This is a genomic window from Streptococcus sp. ZY19097, from assembly GCF_040731245.1.
Classification (GTDB): domain Bacteria; phylum Bacillota; class Bacilli; order Lactobacillales; family Streptococcaceae; genus Streptococcus; species Streptococcus orisratti.
In genome coordinates, this window is record NZ_CP160400.1 from 1,212,750 (window position 1) to 1,238,723 (window position 25,974).

Annotated in this window: 32 protein-coding genes and 1 pseudogene; 28 read left to right on the forward strand and 5 right to left on the reverse strand. The window is 36.3% G+C overall.

The window, feature by feature from the left end:
- Window positions 1–88: 88 nt before the first annotated feature.
- Window positions 89–933, forward strand: a pseudogene (locus ABZ559_RS06260) (transposase).
- 552 nt (window positions 934–1,485) lie between these two features.
- Here the strand turns inward: ABZ559_RS06260 and ABZ559_RS06265 are convergent.
- Window positions 1,486–2,346, reverse strand: coding sequence for a helix-turn-helix domain-containing protein (locus ABZ559_RS06265; protein WP_367007559.1), 861 nt, complete (start codon window positions 2,344–2,346; stop codon window positions 1,486–1,488).
- Between the two features lie 200 nt (window positions 2,347–2,546).
- Here ABZ559_RS06265 and ABZ559_RS06270 point away from each other — a divergent pair, with 200 nt between their 5' ends.
- From ABZ559_RS06270 to gorA, 12 genes are all read left to right on the forward strand, one after another.
- Window positions 2,547–2,723, forward strand: coding sequence for a hypothetical protein (locus ABZ559_RS06270; RefSeq protein WP_273414588.1), 177 nt, complete (start codon window positions 2,547–2,549; stop codon window positions 2,721–2,723).
- A gap of 61 nt (window positions 2,724–2,784) precedes the next feature.
- Entirely contained in the window at window positions 2,785–5,004 is a 2,220-nt protein-coding gene (locus ABZ559_RS06275; protein ID WP_277291477.1) for a peptidase domain-containing ABC transporter, read from the forward strand.
- Window positions 4,997–5,464, forward strand: coding sequence for an AraC family transcriptional regulator (locus tag ABZ559_RS06280; protein ID WP_277291476.1), 468 nt, complete (start codon window positions 4,997–4,999; stop codon window positions 5,462–5,464). The genes ABZ559_RS06275 and ABZ559_RS06280 overlap by 8 nt, the downstream gene beginning before the upstream one ends.
- Window positions 5,461–6,861, forward strand: a complete 1,401-nt coding sequence (locus ABZ559_RS06285; protein WP_367007560.1) for an HlyD family efflux transporter periplasmic adaptor subunit — start codon at window positions 5,461–5,463, stop codon at window positions 6,859–6,861. Before ABZ559_RS06280 ends, ABZ559_RS06285 begins: the two co-directional genes overlap by 4 nt.
- A 148-nt stretch (window positions 6,862–7,009) precedes the next feature.
- Entirely contained in the window at window positions 7,010–7,312 is a 303-nt protein-coding gene (locus ABZ559_RS06290; protein WP_367007561.1) for a hypothetical protein, read from the forward strand.
- A 415-nt stretch (window positions 7,313–7,727) separates the two neighbouring features.
- Window positions 7,728–8,108, forward strand: coding sequence for an argininosuccinate lyase (locus ABZ559_RS06295; RefSeq protein ID WP_367007562.1), 381 nt, complete (start codon window positions 7,728–7,730; stop codon window positions 8,106–8,108).
- 302 nt (window positions 8,109–8,410) lie between these two features.
- Window positions 8,411–8,722 (forward strand): hypothetical protein, encoded by a 312-nt coding sequence (locus tag ABZ559_RS06300; RefSeq protein ID WP_367007563.1) that lies wholly within the window; start codon window positions 8,411–8,413, stop codon window positions 8,720–8,722.
- Between the two features lie 134 nt (window positions 8,723–8,856).
- A complete protein-coding gene (locus ABZ559_RS06305) occupies window positions 8,857–9,804 on the forward strand; it encodes a hypothetical protein (protein WP_367007564.1) in 948 nt (315 codons plus the stop codon).
- Between the two features lie 362 nt (window positions 9,805–10,166).
- Window positions 10,167–10,382 (forward strand): hypothetical protein, encoded by a 216-nt coding sequence (locus tag ABZ559_RS06310; RefSeq protein ID WP_367007565.1) that lies wholly within the window; start codon window positions 10,167–10,169, stop codon window positions 10,380–10,382.
- Window positions 10,383–11,113: 731 nt separating this feature from the next.
- A complete protein-coding gene (locus ABZ559_RS06315) occupies window positions 11,114–11,461 on the forward strand; it encodes a hypothetical protein (protein ID WP_367007566.1) in 348 nt (115 codons plus the stop codon).
- 156 nt (window positions 11,462–11,617) lie between these two features.
- The gene (locus tag ABZ559_RS06320) at window positions 11,618–12,532 is read left to right on the forward strand and encodes an L-lactate dehydrogenase (RefSeq protein WP_018376405.1); all 915 of its coding nucleotides are present in this window, start codon (window positions 11,618–11,620) and stop codon (window positions 12,530–12,532) included.
- A 219-nt stretch (window positions 12,533–12,751) separates the two neighbouring features.
- Window positions 12,752–14,104: a glutathione-disulfide reductase gene (gene gorA, locus ABZ559_RS06325; protein ID WP_367007567.1), complete on the forward strand. Its 1,353-nt coding sequence runs from the start codon at window positions 12,752–12,754 to the stop codon at window positions 14,102–14,104.
- Window positions 14,105–14,361: 257 nt separating this feature from the next.
- Here gorA and ABZ559_RS06330 read toward each other — a convergent pair whose 3' ends face one another.
- The 4 genes from ABZ559_RS06330 to ABZ559_RS06345 form a co-directional block, all read right to left on the reverse strand.
- A complete protein-coding gene (locus ABZ559_RS06330) occupies window positions 14,362–15,627 on the reverse strand; it encodes a folylpolyglutamate synthase/dihydrofolate synthase family protein (protein ID WP_367007637.1) in 1,266 nt (421 codons plus the stop codon).
- A gap of 18 nt (window positions 15,628–15,645) precedes the next feature.
- Window positions 15,646–16,068 (reverse strand): DUF6556 family protein, encoded by a 423-nt coding sequence (locus ABZ559_RS06335; RefSeq protein WP_317335253.1) that lies wholly within the window; start codon window positions 16,066–16,068, stop codon window positions 15,646–15,648.
- A gap of 271 nt (window positions 16,069–16,339) precedes the next feature.
- Window positions 16,340–17,503 (reverse strand): site-specific integrase, encoded by a 1,164-nt coding sequence (locus ABZ559_RS06340; RefSeq protein ID WP_367007568.1) that lies wholly within the window; start codon window positions 17,501–17,503, stop codon window positions 16,340–16,342.
- Between the two features lie 93 nt (window positions 17,504–17,596).
- Entirely contained in the window at window positions 17,597–18,142 is a 546-nt protein-coding gene (locus ABZ559_RS06345) for a helix-turn-helix transcriptional regulator (protein ID WP_367007569.1), read from the reverse strand.
- Between the two features lie 142 nt (window positions 18,143–18,284).
- Between ABZ559_RS06345 and ABZ559_RS06350 the strand changes: the two genes are divergently transcribed.
- The 15 genes from ABZ559_RS06350 to ABZ559_RS06420 all read left to right on the forward strand — a co-directional run bounded on the left by ABZ559_RS06350 (window position 18,285) and on the right by ABZ559_RS06420 (window position 25,939).
- On the forward strand, window positions 18,285–18,470 hold the full coding sequence (locus tag ABZ559_RS06350; protein ID WP_367007570.1) for a hypothetical protein: 186 nt from the start codon (window positions 18,285–18,287) through the stop codon (window positions 18,468–18,470).
- Between the two features lie 48 nt (window positions 18,471–18,518).
- Window positions 18,519–18,671, forward strand: coding sequence for a hypothetical protein (locus tag ABZ559_RS06355; RefSeq protein ID WP_367007571.1), 153 nt, complete (start codon window positions 18,519–18,521; stop codon window positions 18,669–18,671).
- 372 nt (window positions 18,672–19,043) lie between these two features.
- Entirely contained in the window at window positions 19,044–20,246 is a 1,203-nt protein-coding gene (locus ABZ559_RS06360) for an IS110 family transposase (protein WP_367006366.1), read from the forward strand.
- Between the two features lie 339 nt (window positions 20,247–20,585).
- Window positions 20,586–20,783, forward strand: a complete 198-nt coding sequence (locus ABZ559_RS06365) for a hypothetical protein (protein ID WP_367007572.1) — start codon at window positions 20,586–20,588, stop codon at window positions 20,781–20,783.
- A gap of 3 nt (window positions 20,784–20,786) precedes the next feature.
- Window positions 20,787–20,993: a hypothetical protein gene (locus ABZ559_RS06370; RefSeq protein ID WP_367007573.1), complete on the forward strand. Its 207-nt coding sequence runs from the start codon at window positions 20,787–20,789 to the stop codon at window positions 20,991–20,993.
- Window positions 20,994–21,002: 9 nt separating this feature from the next.
- A complete protein-coding gene (locus ABZ559_RS06375) occupies window positions 21,003–21,269 on the forward strand; it encodes an HTH domain-containing protein (RefSeq protein WP_367007574.1) in 267 nt (88 codons plus the stop codon).
- Window positions 21,270–21,279: 10 nt separating this feature from the next.
- On the forward strand, window positions 21,280–21,438 hold the full coding sequence (locus tag ABZ559_RS06380; RefSeq protein ID WP_367007575.1) for a hypothetical protein: 159 nt from the start codon (window positions 21,280–21,282) through the stop codon (window positions 21,436–21,438).
- A 5-nt stretch (window positions 21,439–21,443) separates the two neighbouring features.
- Window positions 21,444–21,608 carry a hypothetical protein gene (locus ABZ559_RS06385; protein WP_367007576.1) on the forward strand — a complete coding sequence of 55 codons (165 nt, stop codon included), beginning with the start codon at window positions 21,444–21,446 and terminating at the stop codon, window positions 21,606–21,608.
- A complete protein-coding gene (locus tag ABZ559_RS06390) occupies window positions 21,592–22,113 on the forward strand; it encodes a hypothetical protein (RefSeq protein WP_367007577.1) in 522 nt (173 codons plus the stop codon). Before ABZ559_RS06385 ends, ABZ559_RS06390 begins: the two co-directional genes overlap by 17 nt.
- Complete coding sequence (locus tag ABZ559_RS06395) at window positions 22,114–23,523, forward strand: VapE domain-containing protein (RefSeq protein ID WP_367007578.1); 1,410 nt, start codon at window positions 22,114–22,116, stop codon at window positions 23,521–23,523.
- Window positions 23,524–23,943: 420 nt separating this feature from the next.
- Entirely contained in the window at window positions 23,944–24,138 is a 195-nt protein-coding gene (locus ABZ559_RS06400) for a hypothetical protein (protein ID WP_367007579.1), read from the forward strand.
- A gap of 226 nt (window positions 24,139–24,364) precedes the next feature.
- The gene (locus ABZ559_RS06405) at window positions 24,365–24,547 is read left to right on the forward strand and encodes a hypothetical protein (RefSeq protein WP_367007580.1); all 183 of its coding nucleotides are present in this window, start codon (window positions 24,365–24,367) and stop codon (window positions 24,545–24,547) included.
- Between the two features lie 96 nt (window positions 24,548–24,643).
- The gene (locus ABZ559_RS06410; protein ID WP_367007581.1) at window positions 24,644–25,222 is read left to right on the forward strand and encodes a hypothetical protein; all 579 of its coding nucleotides are present in this window, start codon (window positions 24,644–24,646) and stop codon (window positions 25,220–25,222) included.
- On the forward strand, window positions 25,219–25,506 hold the full coding sequence (locus ABZ559_RS06415) for a hypothetical protein (protein ID WP_367007582.1): 288 nt from the start codon (window positions 25,219–25,221) through the stop codon (window positions 25,504–25,506). The genes ABZ559_RS06410 and ABZ559_RS06415 overlap by 4 nt, the downstream gene beginning before the upstream one ends.
- Window positions 25,507–25,543: 37 nt before the next feature.
- Window positions 25,544–25,939, forward strand: coding sequence for a hypothetical protein (locus ABZ559_RS06420; protein WP_027971718.1), 396 nt, complete (start codon window positions 25,544–25,546; stop codon window positions 25,937–25,939).
- Window positions 25,940–25,974 lie beyond the last annotated feature (35 nt).

Sequence of the window (25,974 nt, forward strand, 5' to 3'; positions counted from 1 at the left end):
CTCAATGTCATTAAGTTAACCAACCTATCATGTTTTGTGGTAGGTTAGTTTTTTTCTATGGTACACTAAAAATAAAAGGGGAAAAGTCATGTTAGATCAGATTAAAGCTCATTTACTTGATAGTATTAACGACATCGTTTCCATCGCAAACCAGTTTGTGCTTCATCCTGAAAAAGATTTTAGTCGGAAAAGTCAGCTAACGATGAAAACCATGATTCAAGCTATACTGACCATGGGTGGTAATACCTTAGCCAAAGAGCTACTTGATTTAGATTTGCCTGTCTCTCAATCTGCCCTGACACCCCTTGTTTTGATGAAGAGTTTGACCTAAACATCTGTCGAAAACAAACCAATAAGATGAAACAACAGTATCGGGACTTCCCTAATCAGTATCATTTTTTACCTAATCACACATCCTTTGGCTTTCTGCCTCGTTCTAGTCGAAAAAGTGATCCAATCAGTTTTTATGAACTTCATTTTCGAATGGTGCGCCTTGAAATCAAGCCAGGTTTCTTTGAAACTTTGGTGACAAACACCGATTATTCTCCAGAAAAATTAAAAGATCTCTATGCCTGCAGATGGGGCATAGAGACCAGTTTTCGTGACCTAAAATACAGTATCGGTCTGACTCATTTTCATGCTAAAAAGAAAGAAGGGATTCTCCAAGAAATCTACGCTCGCTTTATCAATTTTAATGTTTGTAAATGGCTAACCTCACACGTTGCTATTAAAACATCAAAGTTAAAAAAGGCTTATAAGATTTGTTTTTCAGACGCTGTTTATGCCTGTCGAAAATTTCTTAGAGACAAACTCACTTCCTTCCAATTAGAAACCTACATTGCTAAGCACCTATCCATTATTCGACCCAATCGAACCTTCCAAAGAAAGATAAAAAGTCAGGCTCCCGTAAGCTTCACTTATGGAATATCATAATAGTTGAAAAATAAGGTTAAAAAACCTCCTTTTTGTGCGCCCTAAATATAAAAACTATCCCCATTTTGTCATGAACTGCTCGGACGGGAATAGTTTCTTTAGTTAGTTAGTTAAATGTTTAACTTAATGGCATTGGACAAAAACTAGCTTCTCACATATAAAAAACGAGCAATTCCAATTAGGAGTTGCTCGTTTTCTACTTCATGCTTTATAATTATAATAACCACAAAACAACTAGAAAGGCATGAAAATGTATAAACAGTATAACACAAATCAGCTTAGTTTGGAATTAAATATTGCTTCCTCCTAATGAGCATGAATCTAACGAAATTGGCTAAGAAAATAGTCCAAGATAATAGAGATAAAAAGAAAAACACAGACAGTTCGGCTGGATTTCATCAGAAGCAGCTCAATCTGTCTGTGTTTTTTATTTACTGGCTAGTTTTACCCAGCCTCTAGGTGTTAGCTTTTCATCTACCACCACAGTTGACAAAGAGCCAGCTTTTGAAGTTTTGTGAGAATAATTTTAAAGGTAAAATTATTTTAAGGATATTATTTTGTCAGGTCATTCATATACTTTTCAATTTGAAGATGCATTAATTTATTACCATAGATTCTAGATAAATCACGAGCGTCTACATAATAATCATTTACTTCATCGCTATCTAGAAAATCCTTGCCTCCATTACCGACTATGATTAATAGGGGAGCTAGTTGGTAACTAGTCTCATATTCTTTGCATACCTCTATTGTTTCAATTGCAATTTGTATAGCTTGTAATGTTTGACCTTTGGCAAGTAAATAGTGAGCATAGTTATATCTTGTTCTTATATAGCCAAAAAGAAATTCCTGAGAGTCAAAATCTTTCTCGCTATAAAGTTGAATGAGCTTTTGATAATTTCTTTCATAATCATTATCACGTCCAACTAATGAATAAAAATTAGCGAGGGTGTTTAGTATTTTTAGATAAACAGAATGTTTTTCACTCACGGAAATCATTGTTTTTTCTAACAAAGAAATAGCTTTATCTTTTTCATTGTAAGTGTAGAACAAAATAATGGAATGAACCCAATTGAGGTAAGACTCTTCATCTAGCGATAAAAATGACTGTTTTTCTTTTTCAAGATTGTAGAGATATTCAAGGTCTTTGTAATTTCTGTCTTCTAATAGCCTAGATGATAATCTCATAAATTCCTTTAAATTAGAGACAGACTCTATTTGCTCATCGAAAAAATAATCTATTGTAACATTAAGTCGACTTGCTAATTTATGTAAGAGAATGGCTGTAGGCATATAGTTCCCTCTTTCGATTTTACTAATTTGGCTTTGTTCACAAATTCCCTCAGCTAATTCTGACTGTGATAAACCATATTCTTTACGCTTAGTTTTCAATTTATCTGCAATATTAATCATATTTAGAATCCTCATATATTAACGCTAGTATATCTTAATACTTTGTAATATGTATTATACTACTTGAAATTTAAACATTCAAATAAAATAAATAGTTTTTATAGAATAAAAAAAAAAAAAAATCTTAAACAACATAAAAATGTTGACGTTTTCATAATGCTGTGATATTATCTGTATATAAAAAGAAAAGAGGCACCTTTATGAACCGCAATCATAAATTAATTAAAACTGTATTACTTTCGCTATTGATTTTTAGCTCAGGGCTGAGTTTGCCTCGCACCAATGAAAAGAATCAGAGTCAGAAGCGTCCATATATTATAGTTGTAAGAGAAAAGACTATGAAGTCCACAGGACTTGATGTTGGAAAAGCTGATTGATAAGTTCCTAAAAACAGAGTGAGAATAATTCATCTATACATTATTGAGTGAGGGGCTGTACATGTTTAAAAAATATGCCTGTACCATGCAACATGATCAGTCAGATTGTGCAGCAGCAGTTGTTTCGACAGTGCTTTTATCGTATAAAAAAGAACTGTCTATCATGAAGATTCGTGAGATTATCGGGACTGATATGTATGGAACAACTGTGAGCGGTATCGTTTCAGGTCTTGAAAAGCTAAACTTTACTGTCAAAGCTGTCCGAGTAGCACAAGAAGATTTGACATCGAAGTTGACTTTTCCTGCTATCCTTCAAATAAAAAATGATTTGGGACAAAACCATTTTGTTGTACTGCATCGTATCAAGAGAAATGGTAGGTTTCTGGTAGCGGACCCTGCCAGAGGAATGCTTAAGATGTCTCGTGATGAAATAGAAGAAGTCTATCAGGGGATAGCCCTTTTTATGGTTCCTAATTCAGATTTTGAAAAAGGGAAATTAAAAGGAAAGGGACTATTAGAACTATTTGGCACATTGATTTTTAGTCAAAAAGGATTGGTAGCTACGGTTATACTAGCATCCTTTATTCTTAGTATCATTGGGATTTTATCTAGTCTGTTTTCAAAGGTCATTATGGATGAAGTTATTCCATATGGCTTAAAAAATAGTTTGTACCTTTTCTTGATAGTCTTTGGGATAGTGTCTTTTCTACAGAGTCTACTATCCGCCTTCCGACAACATATTTTGTTATTTCTATCACGAAAAATAGATATCCCTGTCCTGATGGGATACTATGACCACATCATCCATTTACCGTATAGTTTTTTTGGTAGCCGAAGAGTAGGGGACGTCCTAACACGATTTCAAGATGCGATGACGATAAAAAATGTATTTACATCAGTATCAATCTCGTTAGTTATGGATATTACTTTATCAGTTATTAGTGCGGTTGTCTTATGGACCATTAACCAGTCCTTGTTTCTGATTTTAGTGTTAATGGTTGTTGTGAATATTATTCTTATTTACTGCTTTAAGAAGCCTTATAAGAAAATTAACCATGAACAAATGGAAGCAAACGGGCTCCTAAACTCTCAGTTAATTGAGTCTATTCGTAATATTGATACCATTAAATCACAACACGATGAAGAACAGCGCCTAAATAAAATTGAAGAAAAATTTGTGCATACTTTAGAGATTGGCTACAAAGAAGGTGTGTTACAAAATGTACAATCTACAGTCTCTTCAATGGCTTCAACTATTGGTGGCTTACTGTTTATGGGGGTGGGCGCCTTATTCATCATTGATGGTAAGATGACGATTGGTGATCTTTTAGTATTTCAAACACTGAGTCAATATTTTACAGAGCCTGTACAAAACTTAGTTGGTCTTCAGTTAACATTTCAGGAGGTACAAGTTGCAGTTAGCCGCCTTCAGGAATTGATGGAAGTTGACCGAGAGGATAACAATCTTGATTATAGTGTCAAAAATTTTTCCTTACAGGATGATATCATATTTAATCATGTGACCTTCGCGTATGGTTCAAGGCCTCCAGTTATTAAAAACTTTGATTTGCAAATTAAACAAGGTGAGAAAATAGCCTTCGTAGGAGAGAGTGGCGCAGGTAAAAGTACGTTAGTCCGATTATTACTTCGCTTTATAAATCCGAGTGAGGGCAGTATCCGTATTGGGCATCATGATTTATCTGATCTTGACTACGGCGAATTACGGGAGAAGATTTCCTATATCCCTCAGACTATTGAACTCTTTACAGGAACCATCATTGATAATTTGAAAATTGGTAATCCAGATGCAACCTATGAAGATATGATGCGAGTTTGTCGTATTGTGGGTATTCATGACACTATCCAGCGCCTTCAAAACCGCTATGGTTCCTTCGTAGAAGAAGGTGGTCAGAATTTCTCCGGAGGAGAGAAACAACGATTGGCTATTGCGAGGGCATTGTTAAGCAAAGCTGATTTATATATTTTTGACGAGGCAACTTCTAACTTAGATTCATTTAGTGAGCAAATTATTCAAGATTTAATCTTTAACAAGATTATTGGTAAGACAACAATTGTTGTTGCCCATCGATTGTCCACAATTCTTCGGTGTGATAAGATATGCTTCCTAGAAAATGGGACCATTGTGGAATATGGAACCCATGAGGAATTAATGTCTCAAAATGGGAAATATGCTCAAATGGTTGACTTACAAAGCATTAAGTTGAATCAACAGATTCAGTCGCAGGCGGTGTTAGATACAGAGGAGGTCACTTATGGCTAAACTAGATGTAAAAGATAATAAAAAACTTGTTTTGAAACAAGTTATTTGTAAAAAATTACATGGTGCTAAAGTAGAAAATGTTGATCATGAAATTGATAAGTTTCATCAACATTTGCAGTTAGTTAAAGCACAAATATTTGGTCCATTAATTGTCAAAAGTTGTGGAACAACAATTCATGATGACGGAACTATCACAACGGATTTTGAGTTTTATGTTCAAGCACATAATGCGCAACAGTACAGCAATATGTACGATGTTCAGGATATGGTATCTGTCCCACATTGTTTATATGTGCATTTTGAAGATAGTCCAGAGTATCTTCAGTTTGCATATTCAAAATTAGAATTGTATCTATATGAGAATGATATTCAAACGGATGGAACTGTCTATACCGTATATGTCAACTCTTCTCCTGAAAAAATGACTGTAGATATTTTTAGACCAATAATAAGCCTATGAAACTATATAACAAGTCAGAATTACGTTATTCTCGGATTTTCTTTGATAAGAAGCCCCCAGCCTATGCCTTTATTCTCATTATTTCAACCACTCTAGTTTTAGTTGGTGCATTGATTGGTGCGGCCTATATCCCTAAAAACTATATTGTGAAGGCGAATGGAAATGCGGTGATAACAGGAACCGAATTTCTATCTGCTATTGGTTCAGGTAAGGTCGTTACCATGCATAAATCTGAAGGAGATACGGTCAAAGCTGGAGATGTTATTCTCTCTCTTTCAAGTGGCGAAGAGGGATTGCAGGCTGGTTCTTTGACGAAACAGTTAGAGAAACTACGCGCCAAAGAAGTAATTTTTCAAAAATTTGAACAGTCATTAAATGAGAAAGTCAACCATATGGCTAACTCTGGTGAAGAGCAGGAGTACTATGGTAAAGTGGAGTATTATCTGTCTCAGCTAAATTCAGAGAGTTATAATAATGGCTCCCAGTACTCCAAACTTCAGGATGAGTATGTAAAATTGAATAAACTCATCGGTGAACGAGATCAGTTAAATATTGATCTTCAGACTGCTCAAAATGAATTAGCTCAACTACAGCAACAACTAGCCTCACTACCTGCGCTAGATCCGACGACAACAACCACTAATGGTACTGAGCCATCTACACCACCTGTAGCGACTACGACAGACGTTAAGGCTGATTTAGAAGCTAAAATAAGTGAACTGACTACGAAAGTTGAAACCATTAAATCCAGTATTACAGCAAAAGATAGTGAGATAGAGGGTCAACAAAGTAATATTAAAGATATGGAACGTACCTATAATGATCCAACATCTCAAGCTTATAACATTTATGCGCAACTAATCAGTGAATTAGGGACTGCTCGTTCAAATAATAATAAGAGCATCACAGAACTTGAGGCGAATCTTGGTATTGCAACAGGACAAGATAAAGCACACAGTATTTTAGCAGCAAGCGATGGTGTACTTCATTACATTGTTCCCTTAAAACAGGGAATGTCACTTCAACAAGGTCAAACAGTAGCTGAGGTTTCTGGAAAAGAAAAAGACTACTACGTGGAAGCCTTTGTGGTTGCAAGTGATATTTCTCGTGTGTCCAAAGGTGCTAAGGTTGATGTGGCACTGACAGGTGTGAATAGCCAAAAATATGGTACTTTAAAAGGAAAGGTTAGACAGGTTGATTCAGGGACAATTGCCCAAGAAACAAAAGAGGGCAGTGTCAGCCTTTATAAAGTTATCATAGAGTTAGAGACGTTAACGCTAAAACATGAGAGTGAAACGATTGTTCTTCAAAAAGATATGCCTGTTGAAGTACGTATTGTTTATGATAAAGAAACTTATTTTGATTGGATTTTAGAAATGTTGAGTTTTAAACAATAATTTGGGTTTAGCCCTTAGACGACCTATAAAATACAATAAAACAGAGAAAGGCTGTCTTATCTAGGTAGCTACGGAGATATAAACTAAGTTGTCTATTACTTGTTAGGGCAATTCCCTAACCCTGTTAAATTAAGAAAGGAAATTTCTTATGGAATTAGTATTACCAAACAATTGTGTAGCTCTTGAACAAGAGGAGATGATGTATCTTGAGGGAGAGGGATGGCTTGCTCAAATTTGTGGAAGTGTTGGAGGTGTTGCAGGAGGAATAGCAGGTGCTATAACTGGTGCTGTAGCTGGTGCTACACTGGGAACAATAACCTTGCCAGTTATTGGTACAGTTAGTTATTCATTTATTTTAGCTACTGCTGGTGCTGCAACAGGCTATATGTCGGGGTATATTACTGGACATACATTTGGTCGTATATTGGAACAAAATTTAGGTTGGCGCTAGCTATGAAAGATAGGCGCATTCACGTGTTCTCATTTATAATGCTTATTATAAATGTGTTATTAGCTGTCATGAGTTTTTATAACGTTAGTATTTTTAAAAGTGTTTTCTTTGCGTTATGTTATTTTGCAATCACGATTGGATATCTGGTCTATATTATCTTTAGGTCTCTACAAGCAAGGAAGAATGAAAAATAAGAATTTGCTTCAGACTGAGGATAAAGTAACGTATCTTGACTGGATTTTAGAAATGCTAAGTTTCAAACAATAATTTGGGTTTAGCCCTTAGACGACCTATAAAATACAATAAAACAGAGAAAGGCTGTCTTATCTAGGTAGCTACGGAGATATAAACTAAGTTGTCTATTACTTGTTAGGGCAATTCCCTAACCCTGTTAAATTAAGAAAGGAAATTTCTTATGGAATTAGTATTACCAAACAATTGTGTAGCTCTTGAACAAGAGGAGATGATGTATACTGATGGTGGTGGCGTTGGTCGTAACTGGTGGAACAGTAGAGGAACTCTTGCTACTGTCTTTGATATCGGGCTTGCTATCTATACAGGTGGAGCTACTATTTTCTCAGCAGTTGCAATTAGAAAAGCGATTAAAGCTAATAAAGGTGCAATGACAAGAACGTTGCGTAGTATGATTATTAAACATGTGGGAAGTGCGGCTGGCCATTTAGCAGGTGGGGCTTTAGATATTGCATTAACTGTTTCTGGTTTCTCGTTAGGTGGAGCAGTTGCGTATGGCGCTGACTGGGCAGATGGCCGCTTGGATGGCTATGTATTTGCTTAAAGATATGAAGCACTTTTTTGCAGGCCTCGGAGAAATAAGTTTATTTAGTTTCGTGATATTATCATGTATTGGACTAGTTCCACTAGTGCATATTTATATCATTGGAACTGAACTAAGTTTTGGAAGATTGCTACTTACTTTCATTGGTATTTCTTTCGTACTCATTTTATTACTTTCTCGCCTTTATAGAAAGTTTTTCTATAAAGATAGTGAATAAACATATACTAATCTATAAATTTTATTGTTAATAATTTGTTAGGTGATATTACCCTAACCATGATCTTCGTTTGGAGGTAAATATTATGGAACTTGTATTACCAAAAAATTATGTAACTCTCGATCAAGAGGAAATGATGTATCTTGATGGAGGAGACTGGAACAACTTTAGGAACAACATTCAAGGATTATGGGCTAGCAGTGCAGGATTGCGTGATGCAATGCGCCAAGTTGGCTTGGTTTCTGCAGCAGGAACTGCAATCAAGTACAGTTATCCTATTCTAATGGCTAAAGTTGCGACAATCTCTGGCCCAATTATTTGGGCAACAGGGGGAGCGGCTGCAGTAGTTGCGGTTGGTGCTGGAGTAGCACTTTGGACAATGCGATTATTCTATTAGTATGAATATTTGAATAATAGCCGAGGTGGGTGTACCAGTGACTCTAAAGTTTTTTAGTTAACTGGATACATTCATCTTGGCTTTATTTTTTAAAATTCTGTACAATATATAAGGAACATATAGGGAGAGAAGCTATGAAAATTAACAAAACTTTGATGATATTTTTATTGTTAATAGTAACAAGCATTTTTTGCGTTGCTCCAGTTTTTATTCAGTTAAATATAAGTGAGGATCCTTTGAAAATAATTCTGTCATTTATAGGAGCTATTCCAATGTATTATATACTTTCTCAGTTTTTCCATACCTTACTTCTTTGGATTACCATGATTTTATTTAGACTGAAAAGTATATATTGTTACTTTGTAGTATTAGTCAGATTAGGTTCGAAATTCTATTTTAGAATTTTCCTTAATCACGTCATGGGCTTTGCTCCAGCAATTGCTTTCCAGTATAAAGAAGGGAAATTACCAAAGCCTTTTTTTAAAGTGTATTACCTCCTATACTTCCTCTCAATGATAGGATACTACCTATTATTTTTGGTAGTCCATCGTAATCCGTTGTTTTTACCGCTTATCCCATTTTCAATTGTAACAGCAATTATTCAGAGGCTATACGAGCCAGAGTATCAGCAGTTATTCATGTTAAAATCAAAGGTATTGACAATATTAGAATCAGGCCATGACTATCATTTTTCGATTAAAGACTATCCCAGAATTTGGCAATTGAGTTCAAAGTCGGAACTACCATTTATAGCACTTTCTTATGTAAGTTTAATAAAAGTATATTTATCTGAGGAGCAGTGTAAGGCTATTGAGATGATTGAAAATGAACGATTTGACGATAAAGGCTACCAAATGGGACTTTATGGAATGTTAGATGTTATCAAACTTAATTTATATCTATTAAAAAATGATACAGAATTGAGGCTAAGGTACAGTAAAATGTTAAATCAACTTTTGACTGATAAACCAAACTTTATGCTCGTTAAAGATGGTATTGATGCCGCTTTAGCTGGAGAACAAGACTTAACAATATCGCTCGGTATTTCTGAAATACAGTTGTTTATGGACATATATAAGTAGAAATTTTACTATTTGTTCTCAAACAACTAGTTTATGATTATACGTATCTCCAAGTATCTGGCGTTATATAATAAGTAAATAACAAATTTCATGAGGTGAAAATATGGCCTATAATTCTTTTGAGAAGCTACTTCAAACTAAGTATTACAATGATATTTTCAAGAAAGTAGATAATTATATCTATAATAACCGTTCAGAAATATCGGTAAAGTCGTATACTATTGATAATCCGAATTATAAGAAACTGGATGATTTCACGGTAAAGAAAGTATTATCTCGTAAAATTCGAGGAGGAGGAGTAATTGTTTCTGAATTACAAGTAGTTGCTTCTCTTGAAATTAAAGGTCATACAAAATATAGTTATGAGACATTTTTTTGCAGGAATTGGTGAGATTCCTTTTTGGTTATTTTTATTATATCTAACAATGTCTACTAGTCCAATTATTGGACTAGTGATTGGACTTACTAAAATAAATCCAATAAATTCTACTATTATGGCTCTTGGTATGATATGGGCATTAACTTTGGTATTATCAAGAGTGTATAGAAAATATTTTTATAGAAACGATGATTACTAAAGTTTTTGCCAACCATAGTGGGTTGATGAAAAGCTAACATATGGAGAGAATCATCAGGGTTCTCTCCTTTTTGATATTTAAAGTGATGAGAATTCTAGTTTTGAAGTTTTCAAAGTTCTGAAAGCCTTAATGACCTTGATGAGGTTGTTGGTTTTGTCTTAGGAACAGGAGGCTTGAGTGTCGGTGGGATATTACATAATTTATGTGGCAAAAATATTTTTTAATCATCATAGCTCTTATTGGAGTACTACTTGTATTACTTAGCATGTATGTCATTCCATATATTGAAAAATATAAGGAAATGGAATTACCAATCTTTTTAATTGGGGTGATTATAATACTGGGATCTTTATTTTTAATAAAAATTTTTAATAAATTTTAAGATTTCTAGAATCAACTTTGTAATACAACTGTACTGCTCTCCAAAAGTTGGACGTTCTATATTAGACCTGTTCGGAAACTCAATGAGTTAATTTTAAATCGACAGGTAAGGTAGCAACAATTTCCGCACCAATTATTGGGGCAACTGGGGGAGCGGCTGCAGTAGTTGCGGTTGGTGCTGGAGTAGCACTTTGGACAATGCGATTATTCTATTAGTATGAATATTTGAATAATATCCGAGGTGGGTGTACCAGTGACTCTAAAGTTTTTTAGTTAACTGGATACATTCATCTTGGCTTTATTTTTTAAAATTCTGTACAATATATAAGGAACATATAGGGAGAGAAGCTATGAAAATTAACAAAACTTTGATGATATTTTTATTGTTAATAGTAACAAGCATTTTTTGCGTTGCTCCAGTTTTTATTCAGTTAAATATAAGTGAGGATCCTTTGAAAATAATTCTGTCATTTATAGGAGCTATTCCAATGTATTATATACTTTCCCAGTTTTTCCATACCTTACTTCTTTGGATTACCATGATTTTATTTAGACTGAAAAGTATATATTGTTACTTTGTAGTATTAGTCAGATTAGGTTCGAAATTCTATTTTAGAATTTTCCTTAATCACGTTATGGGCTTTGCACCAGCAATTGCTTTCCAGTATAAAGAAGGGAAATTACCACAATGTCATTAAGTTAACTAACCCACCACAAAACGTGATAGGTTAGTTAACTTAATGACATTGCGGTCGTGACTGGCTCTTTTTCTTTTAAAAATTGATTTTCATCGGTCAATTTTCTCTTTGAAGGTGTATAATAGAACTTAATTAGAAATTGTGGAGGTAAATTGTATGGCACGAAAAGTCGGAATTATTGGAATGGGACATGTTGGTTCAACAGTTGCACACGGTTTAATCGCTCAAGGGACTTTTGATGATTACATTTTAATTGATACAAATGAGAAGAAGGTGATGGCTGATGCAGTAGATTTCACCGATGCAGCTGCCAACCTCAATCAGCATGCTAATATTATCGTGAACGATTATGAGGCTCTAGCGGATGCGGATGTGGTGATTTCTGCGTTAGGGAATATTGCCTTGCAGGATAACCCCAATGCGGATCGTTTTGCTGAATTACCTTTTACAGCGAAAGAAGTACCAGCTGTTGCTAAAAAATTGAAGGCGGTGGGCTTCAAGGGGATCATCATTGCCATTTCCAACCCTGTAGATGTCATAACCAGCCTATACCAACATTATTCTGGTTTGCCTAAAGAACGTGTGATTGGAACAGGTACCCTTTTGGATACGGCTCGCATGAAACGTGCAGTTTCTGAAAGATTTGGTGTGGATGCTAGAAGTGTTTACGGCTATAACCTTGGTGAACACGGCAACTCTCAATTCACCGCTTGGAGTCAAGTACGTATCAAGGGGCAAGCTATTTCAGAATTTGCCAGTCCAAAAGAGCTGGAAGATATTGCTCACGAAGCTATGATTGGTGGACATACCGTTTTCTATGGCAAGAAATATACAAGTTACGGTATTGCCAGTGCAGCTATTCGTTTGGCAGTAGCAGTTGTCTCGGATAGCCATGAAGAGTTGCCAGTGTCTAATTATTATGAGCCGTTGGATACTTATCTCAGTTATCCGGCTATAATCGGTCGTCAAGGTGTTATTGAGCAAATCAAACTCACCTTGCCAACTGAGGAAGAAGACAAATTAGCCTACTCTGCTGATTTTATCAAACGAAAATTTGCTGAAAGTCTTTGATTTTTAAGAATCCTGAGGGATTCTTTTTATCTAGTCAACCCCGTAGCAAATGTTTGTTAGCTTCTTTATTTTATGGTAAATTATGGTTATTACACGCAATCAAAATTAAAGTCAGACGATGCAACACTGGTTCAATAGAACTAAGGTTCATCAAATTGAATCAACAATGTCTGAACTTGATGTTTGAAGCATACTAGTTCACTAAAGGAGAAATCAAACATGGTTAAAGAATATGATTATATTGTTATAGGTGGCGGTTCAGGTGGCATTGCCTCAGCTAACCGCGCAGCCATGCATGGAGCAAAAGTCATTCTTTTTGAGGGAAAAGAAGTTGGCGGCACATGTGTCAATCTTGGTTGTGTTCCTAAAAAAGTTATGTGGTATGGTGCTCAAGTTGCTGAGACCCTTAATCACTATGCAGCAGAGTACGGTTTTGATATTGAGACTAAAAACTTTGATTATAAGAGATTGAAAGCTAACCGTCAAGCCTATATTGACCGTATTCACGGTTCTTATGAACGTGGTTTTGACAACAATGCTGTTGAACGTGTCTACGATTACGCAACTTTCGTGGATGCCCACACGATTGAGGCAGCAGGGGAGCGCTATACTGCACCACACATTCTCATTGCAACTGGCGGTCACGCCCTTTATCCAGATATTCCGGGGGCTGAGTACGGCATTACTTCAGATGGCTTCTTTGAACTTGATGAGGTGCCTAAGCGTACTGCAGTTGTGGGAGCTGGATACATCGCTGTTGAGGTGTCAGGTGTTCTCAATACCCTAGGTTCAGATACTCACCTCTTCGTTCGCAGAGATCGTCCGCTCCGCAATTTTGACAAGGAAATCATCGATACTCTTGTGAGTGAAATGGCTGTCAATGGTCCTAATCTTCACACTTTCTCTGTCCCAAAAGAAGTCATCAAAAATGCTGATGGCAGTCTGACTTTGGTTTTGGAAAATGGCGAGAACTACACTGTTGATACTCTCATTTGGGCTATCGGTCGTCGGCCAAATGTGACAGGCTATGGTCTGGAAAAGACTGGTGTCAAATTAGATGAGAGAGGTTTCATTAAAACAGATGCCTTTGAAAATACCAATATTGAAGGTATTTATGCTCTTGGCGATGTTAATGGGAAATTGGAATTGACACCTGTTGCTGTTAAATCTGGCCGTCAACTATCAGAACGTCTTTTTAATAACAAACCTAACGCCAAAATGGACTATAAGGATGTGGCAACAGTGATTTTTAGCCATCCAGCCATTGGTTCAATAGGACTGTCAGAAGAAGCTGCTATTGCTCAATTTGGTGAAGATCAAATCAAGGTCTATCGCTCTAGTTTTACTCCAATGTATACAGCTCTTGGCAACCATCGCCAACCAAGCAAGATGAAATTGGTCACACTTGGTAAAGAAGAAAAAATCATTGGTCTGCATGGCATTGGATATGGTGTTGATGAGATGATTCAAGGCTTTGCAGTCGCTATCAAAATGGGAGCAACCAAGGAAGATTTTGATAATACGGTTGCTATCCACCCAACGGGTGCCGAAGAGTTTGTTACCATGCGATAAGGTAAGTAAAAAGAGCAATTTCGAGTGATTACTCCACTTGATAGGGAGTGGTTTAGAAAACTGCTCTTTTTGATTATTCTTTTCGAAAATCGAACGATGACGTTATTGCTTTGGTTTGATGAATGTTCATCAGCAGAGAAATTTAACAACCTGTTACCCAAAAACTCAAAAGTAGTGGAGTTCTACCTACATATGGCTGATTACTTTTGAGTTTCATTGAGTATCGGTAGAAAAACTGAGTCAAAAAAACCTTGCGATTAATCGTGATAATTATCGGTGGATAAAGCTGTGAGCAAATACTGCCTCACTTCGGAGATGAAGTAGAGTGAGCCAGTCACTACGTAAAACTCGTTGGACTGCTTGCTTTCTTCCAACCATGTTCGATAATCAACAACTTTCGTGTAACAGTCAGGGTAGTCTGTTACACATCTTGCTTCGTAAAAGTCAAAATCAGTCACGGACAAGTCATAGTCGGCTAATTGATCTAACATTTGTTCCAGCGGTTTGCGTTTGAGTCCTGCAAAAAGGATATGGATAGTCTTATCGGCGAAGTCTTGTTTGAGCAAGGACACGAGTTTAGCAATTGAATCTTGATTGTGAGCACCATCTAGCATGAGGTTGGGCCTCACGAGTTCGCAGCGTCCAGGCCAGCGCGTGGATTCCAAACCTTTCTTGATGTTGTCTAGGTTTATTTTTGGGAAATGCTGCGCAATTTGCAGGCTGGTCATGGCTGCCAGTGAAGCGTTGGATTTTTGGTGCTTGCCGAGCATCTGTAAATGGATATCTGCAATTTTCACATCATCATAGATAACATCAAATGCTCTGCCATTGTCCAAAAAATGAAAGTCTTGGCCAAGCTCAAAGGTTGGACAGTCCAGAGCTTGAGATTGTCTGTAGAAAACGTGACGGACGGGCTCGTCCATCTGGCCAAATATAAAGGGAACTGCTGGTTTAAGCACGCCAGCCTTGTGCTGGGCAATTTGTTCGAGGCTGTCACCGAGAGTGGCCTGATGGTCAAGGCTAATGGATGGACATACGACTGCTTGAGCAGTAAAAACATTAGTAGAGTCATAGAGACCCCCTATACCAGCTTCAATAACGGCAATGTCAACAGGGTCAATTTGTGCGAAGTAAGTGAACATAATTGCTGTCACTAATTCAAATTCGGTGAGTTTACCGTAGTTTTTTAAAAATGTTTTATCCTCTATCAAAGGTCTAATCTGATCAGCTAGTTTGTCAAGAGCACTGTCAGGAATGTCTTTCCCGTTGATGGCAATGCGTTCGTTAAAACATCTGATGTAGGGCGAGATGAAGGCCCCCGTTTTGTAGCCAGAGGCAGTTAGGATATGCTGTAGAAAACTTGTTGTTGAGCCTTTTCCATTGGTGCCAACGACATGAATAGCTGGAAATTGGTTCTGAGGATTGCCTAGTTGCTTCAACAAGGCTGTCATGCGTTTAAGGTTTGGTCTGAGTCCATTAGCTTTATAGGAATGAATCCAGGCTATGGTGGGTGTTTGATTGATCATATTTTCTAGGATGGTTTAATTAGATGATTCAGTATTTGAACTGTCAATTCCATCTTGGGCAGACGAACTTGTTGCAGTACTAGTTTCTGAGGAACTACTAGAGCTGGTACTTGAGTCATTAGAGGTGGCTGAATTTTCACTGGTTTGATTACTGCTGTTATTTGTTGCAGAATAGGTGCTGCTGTCAGTCTGACTATCAGTGCCGGAAGAATCTGCCGATTGTTCTTTGATAATAACCTGAGTAGTGGAGGTTGTGCTGTCACTTGATTTAGTAGAGGAACCTGAAATGGCATTCTTGATAGTAAAACTAGCCACGATAATACTAAGAATGGAACCAATTAGAGCAATCGTTTTTTGAAAGGCTGAAAATCCAGTCTTAATATGATGGCTAGGATTCTTTGGAGATTGTTTTTGTTGACGTGAATATTGTTTAGACATTTGGAACTCCTTTTACAATTTATTTTTATATTATAGGACTTTCTGTCAAAAAATGCGAGGTAAAACTGAGCAATTCTGTTTGAAAAAATTACTCTACAATATGGTAAAATAATCTCTTTATGAGGTTAAAGGCTTAAAAGACTTGATATTAAGTACTTTGGGGCATCATCCCAAGGTGCTTTTTTAGAATTTACTACCCTTTGTACTACCCCATGTTTGAAATACTGTATTTTTGGTATAGTAAGAGGGTAGTCACAAAGTGTGACCCCCTTTATAAACTATTGATTGCTGTTTCATAATTTGAGACAGCTTTTCTTGCGTTTTCTTGGTTAGTGTGCCAATAAACATTTTCAGTCATCATCAAACTAGAGTGTCCTAGTCTGTATTGTACATCTTTAGGGCTAGCTTGAGCGTAGAGCATCATTGTTGTATGTGTGTGACGGAAACCATGGAATGATACATTAGTCACGCCAGCAGCCTTAAAATGCTTTTCTAGGCGCTTTCTCAAATTACAAGCATAAGCATACTTTTCTGTAAATACAGAGAATACAACCGTTTCAGACCGCCCTAGTTGCCATGATTGTACTTGTTGACGGTTTTTGTATTGTTTGAGCATAAGTAACGTAGCATTGTCTATTGGTATATCACGATAACCAGCGTTTGATTTAGGCGAGTTTATCTCTTGGAATCTGTTGAGTGTCTTGTTAATGCGGATAATACCATTGTCTAGATCAATATCAGACCATTCAAGAGCTAGAGCCTCACCGATACGGCAACCAGTAGCTAACAAAGTCTTATATAAGACAACATCAAACAAGTTTTCATAGTTTGATTGGTCTAAGGTATCGAGATAATCAAGAAATTGTTTTAGTTCTTTGTTATCTAGGTATTTTACGCTAGCTTTTTCTTTTTGCTGCTTACGTGGAACACTAACATCATTAGCTGGGTTATACGTTATCACTTGTAGAGATACACCGTATTTCAAAATACGCTTATTCATGTTATGGAGTAAGGAGTAGTTAGCAAACGCCCCTTTTTGCCCTGTATTAGCCTTGTCAGCCCATTTGTTTACTTGTTGTTGGATAATAGGCGTAGTGAGTTTAGATAGCTTGTAATCGCCAAATACAGGCAATAGATGCACTCTAACCAATCCCTCCATAGATTGGCGAGTATTTGGCTTAACTGTATTCCTGTAACTATCCCACCAAACTTTTACAAGCTCTTTGTACGTTGTAATTGTCGGCTTGTCTTTAACTGTATAGCCATTAGCGGCAAAAGCATTGATAGCATCACGCGCTTTTACCCTAACCCCCTTTTGGGTGGTTGCTGTAACAGTTGTACGGGCTTTTTTGCCCGTTAGTTGATCAACGCCTAGATAAACACTAGCATAGTAAACTTTTTGACCGTTCTTTTTGATTTTATCTTTGATTTTCATGTATTTGTACCTTTCTTTCCATCAGCAGGCAAGGCGCATGGTTTTGTTAGGTATTTATACATGAAGTTGGGAAGTATTTAATAATTGGATACGCTACTTATTTTCAAAGTAGTTTTTGAAATGTTCAAGTTCATGCTTCATTGTAATATTTTTGATTTGAGTATCTTTTAGTTTTAACAAAACTTCTGATGAAGTTTCTAATTTAGTTATTTCACCAGCTAAAGCTATTAAAAACTCACTTGTTTCTTCTAGTGAAAACTTTTTATCAGGATTTAAGGAGTTTACAACATTATCTAACTGTTCATTAGCGCCAACAATTGATGATTTATATATTTTCAAGTAATGCTCATATTGTTCATCAGTCTTTTGTATGGCAGTTGGTAAAATTTCATATAAAGCGTTATTAATTTCTTTTTCATAGCCTAAAAGATAGCTTAGCGGTACTTCAAAGTAATCTGCAATTAACCTTGCAATATCAGGTTTGATAGAATGTTTTCCATTTTCCCAGTTGGAAATATTCATTTTAGAAATGGGCTTCTTTCCATCTAAGAGCCTTAAGTTTAATTGGTCAGCTAGTTCTTGTTGAGTTAGATTTTTACTTAATCTTAAATCTTTTAAGTTATTTTTTATATTGGTCATATTCACCACCTCAAACATGAGTATAACATACAAAAAATGCTCTTGTAAAGAATTTTTATATTTCTTGTTGACAAGTAAAGAAAAGTTTTATAAAATGAAACCAAGTAAAGAAAAACTTTACAAAAACGAGAGGAGGTAATATATGATTATAACTGAAAATCAAGCAAAAGCTGTACGACGCAAACAAGCGGATAACATGCTAACAGCTAAAGCGACAGCACAGGCTATTGGCATTAACCCAATCACTTATAAAAAAGTAGTACAAGGTGGAGAAGTAAAAAACACCGTCTACGCAAAAGTCATGGAATGGCTAGCAAAAGATTACTAAACCAATTTGAAAACACCTATTAGAACAAGCGAAAAAAGGAGAAAACAAATGAATATTGCAGATTTCAAAGCAAAATACAACAAACTCATCGAAGAGGCGACCGACCGTGTTGCCTATAATGACCGAAGAGGAGGGATTGGAGTTACAACTGATGGTGAACTATTAAGAAATCTTCTAAAAGCACTTGATGCTGAAAATTAATCCAGGAAAACAAAAAGCCATGTACAGGCGACCAAACCAACGTACATGGCTAAGGAAAAATAACAAAACTCAAGCAAAGGCAAGGCGCATGGTTTTGTTAGGTATTTAGCAAGGGCTAGAAAAACATACTAAGATTAGTAGTGAGGAAATCTCCGACGGGAGAGAGTACTCACTACTTTTTTCATTCTCAAGATGATAAAGTAGAGGTGTCTTGTTAAGTCGTGGGGCTTTTTGACGCTAGACGTCGCAACAAAAACTGGCAAGACACCTGTTTTAGAAAGAATGTTATCAAAGTATGTGGGACGCCAGACGTCGAGTATTGAAAATGACATCTCTAAAACAAGGAATCATTCAAGACAAAGAGGTAATATCATGCGTGCAGTTTTTGGGATTGATGTGAGTAAAGTAAGTTCAGAAGTGGCCATTCTAGTCAACGGCGAGAAGGTTCATGGCTATACCATGCCCAATGATGCCATTGGCTTTGCTCGGCTACTTGGCGATTTGAAAACCGTCCACAAGCCAGAAATCATCTTTGAAGCAACAGGCGTCTATTCTCGTCGTCTTCAAGCTTTTCTGGATGAACATGGCTACGCTTACACACGGCTCAATCCCTTAGAAGCCAAGAAGCAACTGGATAGCTTGCGTGTGCGGAAAACAGATCAAATTGACGCTGAAAAACTGGCTCAGTCCCAGTTTGTGCTGAATCGTAAACCGACCTATGTCCAAGAAGAAGTCTATCAAGACTTGCGGGATCTCAGCCGTTTCTATCAGAATCTGACTGAGGACATTGTTCGGGCTAAAAATCGTCTACACAAGGTCTTACAGGTCACTTTCCCAGAGTTGGAGACTATCTTATCAACGCCAACTGGGGAACAATACTGGAACTTAGTTACTGCGTTTCCTTGCAAGGACTTCGTGCTTGAGTTAAGCAAGGATGAACTCTCAAAGAGCATCCGTCAGTCCACCTCAAAACGTATTTCGGACAAGCGTGTGGCTTACTTAGCAGAGAAGCTGACAGCACTAGCTAATCAATCTTATTGTGCCGTTAAGAAAACCTCTCCAATGCTGGAAGAGGTGCGTTACTATGCAAAAGAATTGCTTAGACTTTCTGAACAGAGACAGGCAGTCTTAGACCAGATGGTGGAAATAGCTCAACCTTTACCAGAGTATGACATTCTGCTTTCTATTCCTGGTATCGCTGAGACGACTGCAACAAGTATTATTGGTGAACTGGGAGATATTCGCCGTTTTCAGTCTGCCAATCAAATCAATGCCTTTATCGGTATTGACCTGAGACACTATGAATCTGGAAACTTCATCGCTAAGGAACACATTACCAAGCGTGGCAACCCCTACGCTAGAAAGATTCTGTTCAAATGCATTCACAATATCGCTTCAGCTAGTCACACCAATCCTTGCCATATTGCAGACTTTTATGAGAAACGAAAAAGGCAATCGCAAACGACTTCAACCAAGCCACACACGATTGCCTCCATACACCGTCTCATTCGGACAATGTATTACCTCATTACGCATAATAAGCTTTACGATTATACTTCTACCCAAAATCGGTAAAACTGTTTATGCCATATTATTGTAACACCTTATTTCAAAAATCACAAAATAAGGTGTTGGTTTTGTATACACTTTTTATGTAAATCTTTAGTGTAAAGTAAGGTCACTTCCCTATTTTGATGACTGTATGAAAATTATTTTTTCTCTAAAACCTTGATAGGCTTGACAAATGGTAGAAAAAGCCCCTTGTCAAATTTCATTACTTTAATTTTACCAAAAACAAAGTAGAAAATCAAAAATGGGATTAAGCACACGAAACATTAAGCAGCAGGGCAACCAATGGGTTAAAGCATCTTGTTTCAGAACACACTGAATTATCAGATAAATTTTTCAAGGAGTATGGCAATGAATTTAAACGACATGACACGACAAGAATTTGATGAACTTCTAGCAGAGGTAAAAGAAGACTCACCTAATTTATTTCAAATGATCAGTGATTTTATAGATAAAAAAGTGACACGCGAAGAAGTTAGTGTTTATTTATCTATGACCTCTGACCAGCAACAAAACTATATTGACAACTATCAAGCGAGGTAAGACATGCAAAATGAATTAAATCTAACACCAACAGAAAGCATTATTGTGATTGTCGTGTGCTTATTTATCCTTGCCTTGATATGGAACTATGACAAGCCACAGAAAGGCGCTGACACAGCTTTAGACACCGAGCCAACAGAAACACCCAAGGACTATGTAAAAGAGCGCTATGGGGCTTATATTTGGCTATCGAATAAGCATTACAATTAGGAGGGGAGTATGGCGATATTTTCAGTTGAATTTGAACAGGGCTTATTAGATAGAGTTGATAGGCTAGCACAGCAAAAGCTAGAGCTAGAGAAGAAGTTACAAAAGAAAACTGGTCTAATCACGGCTAAGGAACTTAAAGATGAGTTAGATATTTCTAGAACAACATTAAAAAACTGGATGGATATTGGGCTTGTATCGTATCAATCCCCTTTTGAAAGTAGTAAGAAACTTTATTTTAAGGTTTCTGATGTGATTAACTTTCTTACGATTCGCTAGGAGGTATATTTTGAAAGTATTTATTATTGATGGTGATGCGTGGAGAGGTAAGGCACATTATTCACCTAGCTTGGATGTTGTGTTTATCAGCGATAAAGTACCGCAACATGCGCACAATGAAATGATTGAACGTGTGACAAAATCAAGTAATAGAACAATTTGGAGGTAAAGTAGATGAACTCAAAAGATGCCATTAGTTTATTAAATGCTGACATCAGTAATTTAGATAAAATAAAAAATTATGTTAATAGTTACGATAAACAATTGCTGACCGCAGAGCGCTTTGTATTTTTAGTGAAATTATTGTTTAAGGAGGAGGACAATGTACAGAATACTTGAGCTTACCTTACATAAAGATATGATGGCGTTATTTAGCTTTTTGAAAAACAATCCTAGCAGAGCATTTCGAAAGGATGGATATTATAAATTATTGTATTATGAGCCTTTAGATGAGTATTTCACCCCATTTATTTATAAGTTGATTGCATTGAAAATTGTTGAAACTGATCCGACAGAGGAGCTTTTTAACAATGGATGGCAATTTGTTAGAAATTTGGATATTAAAATAGCTGGTACACAACTTATTACAGAGTTGAGGGAGCTAGAGCTTGATAAAATCCGAAAAAATAGACAGGCAAGCGGATTGGAATTAACTGGGTGGGTCTTTGATACTATCACAATAGGAATTTTTACTAAACGTGATGCCGCCCTATTCGTCCGATTGATGTATTTGAACGGATATGATTTTGAGCAGACTGTACAACTATTTAGCGCTATTATTAAAAATATAAGCTTATCAAGGTATTTTCTTGAGTTAGCAACAAAATTATATAAGGAGGTCTAAGTGAGTGAAATTTTAAATAAAGTGAGAGATGCCGAAAATGAAAAGTCATTGTTTCAGCAAGAGAGCAAAGTTATTGAGTTTCCAAAACCAGAACTTTATAAAACTGATAAAGGTGTGGTCAAAAAAATCAGAGCAAACTTGCGTAAATTGTTGACAGGTTATGATGATAATCTTAGTAATCTTTTCAGATACAACGAGAATACACATGTTATTGAAGTCATTGAAGATAGGGAGCTATCGGTCGGAACTATTACTAAAGGTGTACTTGATGATATGGTGGTAAATCAAATTATTAGCTATGTATCAGAAACTTATCAAGTTGATTTTAAAGATGCTGATGTTAGCGGTGAAATTCGAGTAGTGGCAAAAGAAAATAGCTACAATCCCATCAAAGATTTTTTAGAGTATGCCAAAAATACTGGTAAAACCTTAGACGCTTTTCAAGTCATTAAAAAATATATCAACATTGAAGATACTGAATACAATAGAATAGCGCTTGATTTGTTTATGAGGGGAGCAATTGCTCGCGTATTGCACCCCGGTATAAAATTTGATTATTGCCTTGATTTAGTCGGAGTACAAGGTGGAGGAAAAACAACTTTTGCGCGTGATTTATTCATGGGAGTGTATTATACTGACCAAATTAGCTCGTTTTCAGATAAGGATGATTTATTGAAAATGGTAGCTGTTTGGGGTGTGAATGATGATGAGCTGGTAGCAAGTAATAAAATGAGTTTTGGAGAACTCAAGAAAACCATAACCTTAACTGAAATCACTGTACGCCCACCGTATGCGAGAGCGGCAGAGACAACCCCTGTTGACTTTGTTTATATGCGAACAACTAACAATTTCCAACATTTGGCGGATGCAACTGGAGATAGGCGATTTTTACCGATTAAGATTGGTAAAAAAGAAAGTTATCATAGACATCATATTACTAAAGATGATTTGAGGGATATTTGGGGCGCTTACTATATTTCATACACAAATAACCCCATACTCTTTTATCATGATGATAGCCCAGAGGGGCAAATTATATCACTAGAACGTGATACATTCAAGCGTGTTGATGATGTTGTTGAAAAAATTGAATGGTATTTAGAGCAACTGATACCGAGTGACTTTTATAGCCAATACACACGAAGTTGGCAAAGAAAACAGTATTACAGAGATCTTGAAGAGGGAGTGACACCGCTCAAAAATCGTACAGATGATGATGAGTGGATAGGTGATACCGTCAGAGATAGGGTTAATATCGGTGATATGATGAATGAAATATTTTCCGAGGATAGACAGGCGAAAAAGAAAGCTAAACTATTCTTTGATGTATCAACTGAATGGGAGTATAAGAAAAATGTTAAGTTCGGACAAAGACAAACAAGCGGATATTTATTGGTTGGAAAATCCTAAAAAAATTCCAACCAAATTAAGTGGCTAAAACGTTGATTTTATAGGGTTTAAATTATCATGGTTGGAAAAATATTTTTTCTCCAACGCAACTCCAACCATGAAAACCCTTGATATATCTAACTTTGTGAGTATTTGGTTGGAAAAATAATAATAATTGTCTATAAAATATATAAATTCCTACCTAATAGAGGTATATGTTATCTGTTATATGTTTTTATATAATGTTGAGCGATTCCAACCGTGTTTTTCCAACCACGATAGCTAGAAACGTTGGTATTATAAGGTTTTTGTTTTTGGATTGGTTGGAAAATCGCTAAAAAAAGGGTGTTTTAGTTGGAAAAATGACCTTTAAGGTTGGAATTTTGTATTAGATAGTTGGAAAATTTTGCAACTCAATAATTTTAGAATAGGAGAATTAAAATGACTTATGATGAAATCAAAACCCTTGTCTTTGAGAGATTAGATGATCAAGAGCAACATAAAGTAGAAATGTATCTTGATGGTAAGGAAACGATGCTTGAGAAAGCAGCTATACTTGAAGCGATTTTAGGTGCTTTTAATTATATTGATAGCGCCATAAAGCAGGGCTTGCTTGTGCGTAACTTACAAACCTAAACAAAAATAGACACTTTTCATGGGGTGAGAAATCGCCCAATTTAGAAGTAGTTGCCATGCTTTCCACGACCAAATAAATCAAGCGTGGCAATCTAACCAATTTGAAAAATCAGCCATAGGGTACACAAAAAGGGTAGTATTTTAGCATACGAACCCTAAAAACCTAGTGAAATCAATAGGCTGGGGCATTCAGATTATAATAAAATGAAATAAGGGAGCAAAAAACATGGATTTTAATGATATTCAACCAATGGAATCAGTAGCTGAATTATTAAGCCAAGGCTGGATAATTTTAGAAAAAGATGGTATAATTAAAAAAGTCAATAATGTAAGTCATGGTAGCGTAGAAATCCATTTTAGGGATGGCGTGCCATATAAAAAGACTGATCATGTTGATGGTTTAATTTAATAAATAATGCTAGAGGAAGAACCCAATGCAAATTTCAAGGCTTATGGCTTTGTTATTGTGTTGGGTTCTTTTATTTGTCATAAGGAGGATTTTAAAATGACAACATCAAATGTATTGCCTAATATTCAATCTATCGTATCTCAAGTAAATACTAAACGTGATGTAGTGGATGAGTACAAACAAAAACTAGATGCAGCTAAGTCAGAATTAGAGCAAGCAAAAACTGACAGAGAAAAGAATTTCTCATTTGAAACTGATAATAAGGTATCAGAGTTAGAAAGTTATATCTTGCGTGTTGAGAGCCGCTATAATACCTTGAAACGTGAACTTGATGCAGAGTTACCTAATAAGTTACGTGAAGTTGAAGAGTTGTATCATACGTATGTAGTTGAACAATGGGGGCAAGATGAAGATGTTAAGGAGCTGACAGAGCAGACATTGAACAGTTTTAAAGAAACAGTTTCCTTGCTTAGTCAATATACCAAGAAACCCTCAGAGTTTAATAAACAAGTGTTATCACAGATTGTTGATGAAGACTTTAGAAAAGCCTTTAGTGGGCAAACAACTTTTATTGGTGCTGATAATCACTCTTTAGCTACGGCGCTACCGCTAGACTATGAGACATATCAAAAGTTATATGCCGCAGGGCGTAGCCTAGGGGTTAATCTTGGATGATTTATAAGAAGTATCATACAGCGCTGGTATTTACGCTTGTTTTGCAACATCTGCTTAAAGATACTGAGTTAGAGGAAAAAGCATTTAATTTATATGCTGATATTTTGGAACAAGAGAAAGTACCAAAACATCAGATTAAATCAGCTATTCTATACTCAAAAAGAATTATCAGAGCCTTTGAAAAGGGGCAAATTTCACAGCAATCACCCTTTACGAGTTGGCAGAAAGTTAGGCAAGTCATCAAAAAGGGTATAGCTAAAATGGTTGGTTATTTTAGTCCGTAGGGGGTATTATCCCCCTTTACATGTTAGGAGGTAGTAAGTGGCAGGAAATGAAAATGATAGCCTTACAACTAAACAAGTGAAGTTTATAGATGCCATGCTTACCGAACCAACGATAGAAAAAGCATGCGAAAAGGCAGGGATAGCTAGGGCAACAGGGCATAAGTATCTAAATATTGCAGCCGTTAGAAAGACATTGAGGATAAAGCAAGATGAGATGATGGATAAAACAACTCAAATGCTATACCTGGCATCGTCTAATGCTGTTTCTGTACTCAATGATATTATGATGGATAGCAAAGTTAATCCATTCATCAGAACTCAAGCCGCAAAGGCTATACTTGAACAATCATATAAGACCCATGAAATTTTTGGAGTTGTAAGGCAGATTGAAGAATTGAGGTTAGAAATTGAGGAAGTATCTAAAGGAAATTAAAGAGTTACGAGAACTCAAGGAGTTATTAAGTAATA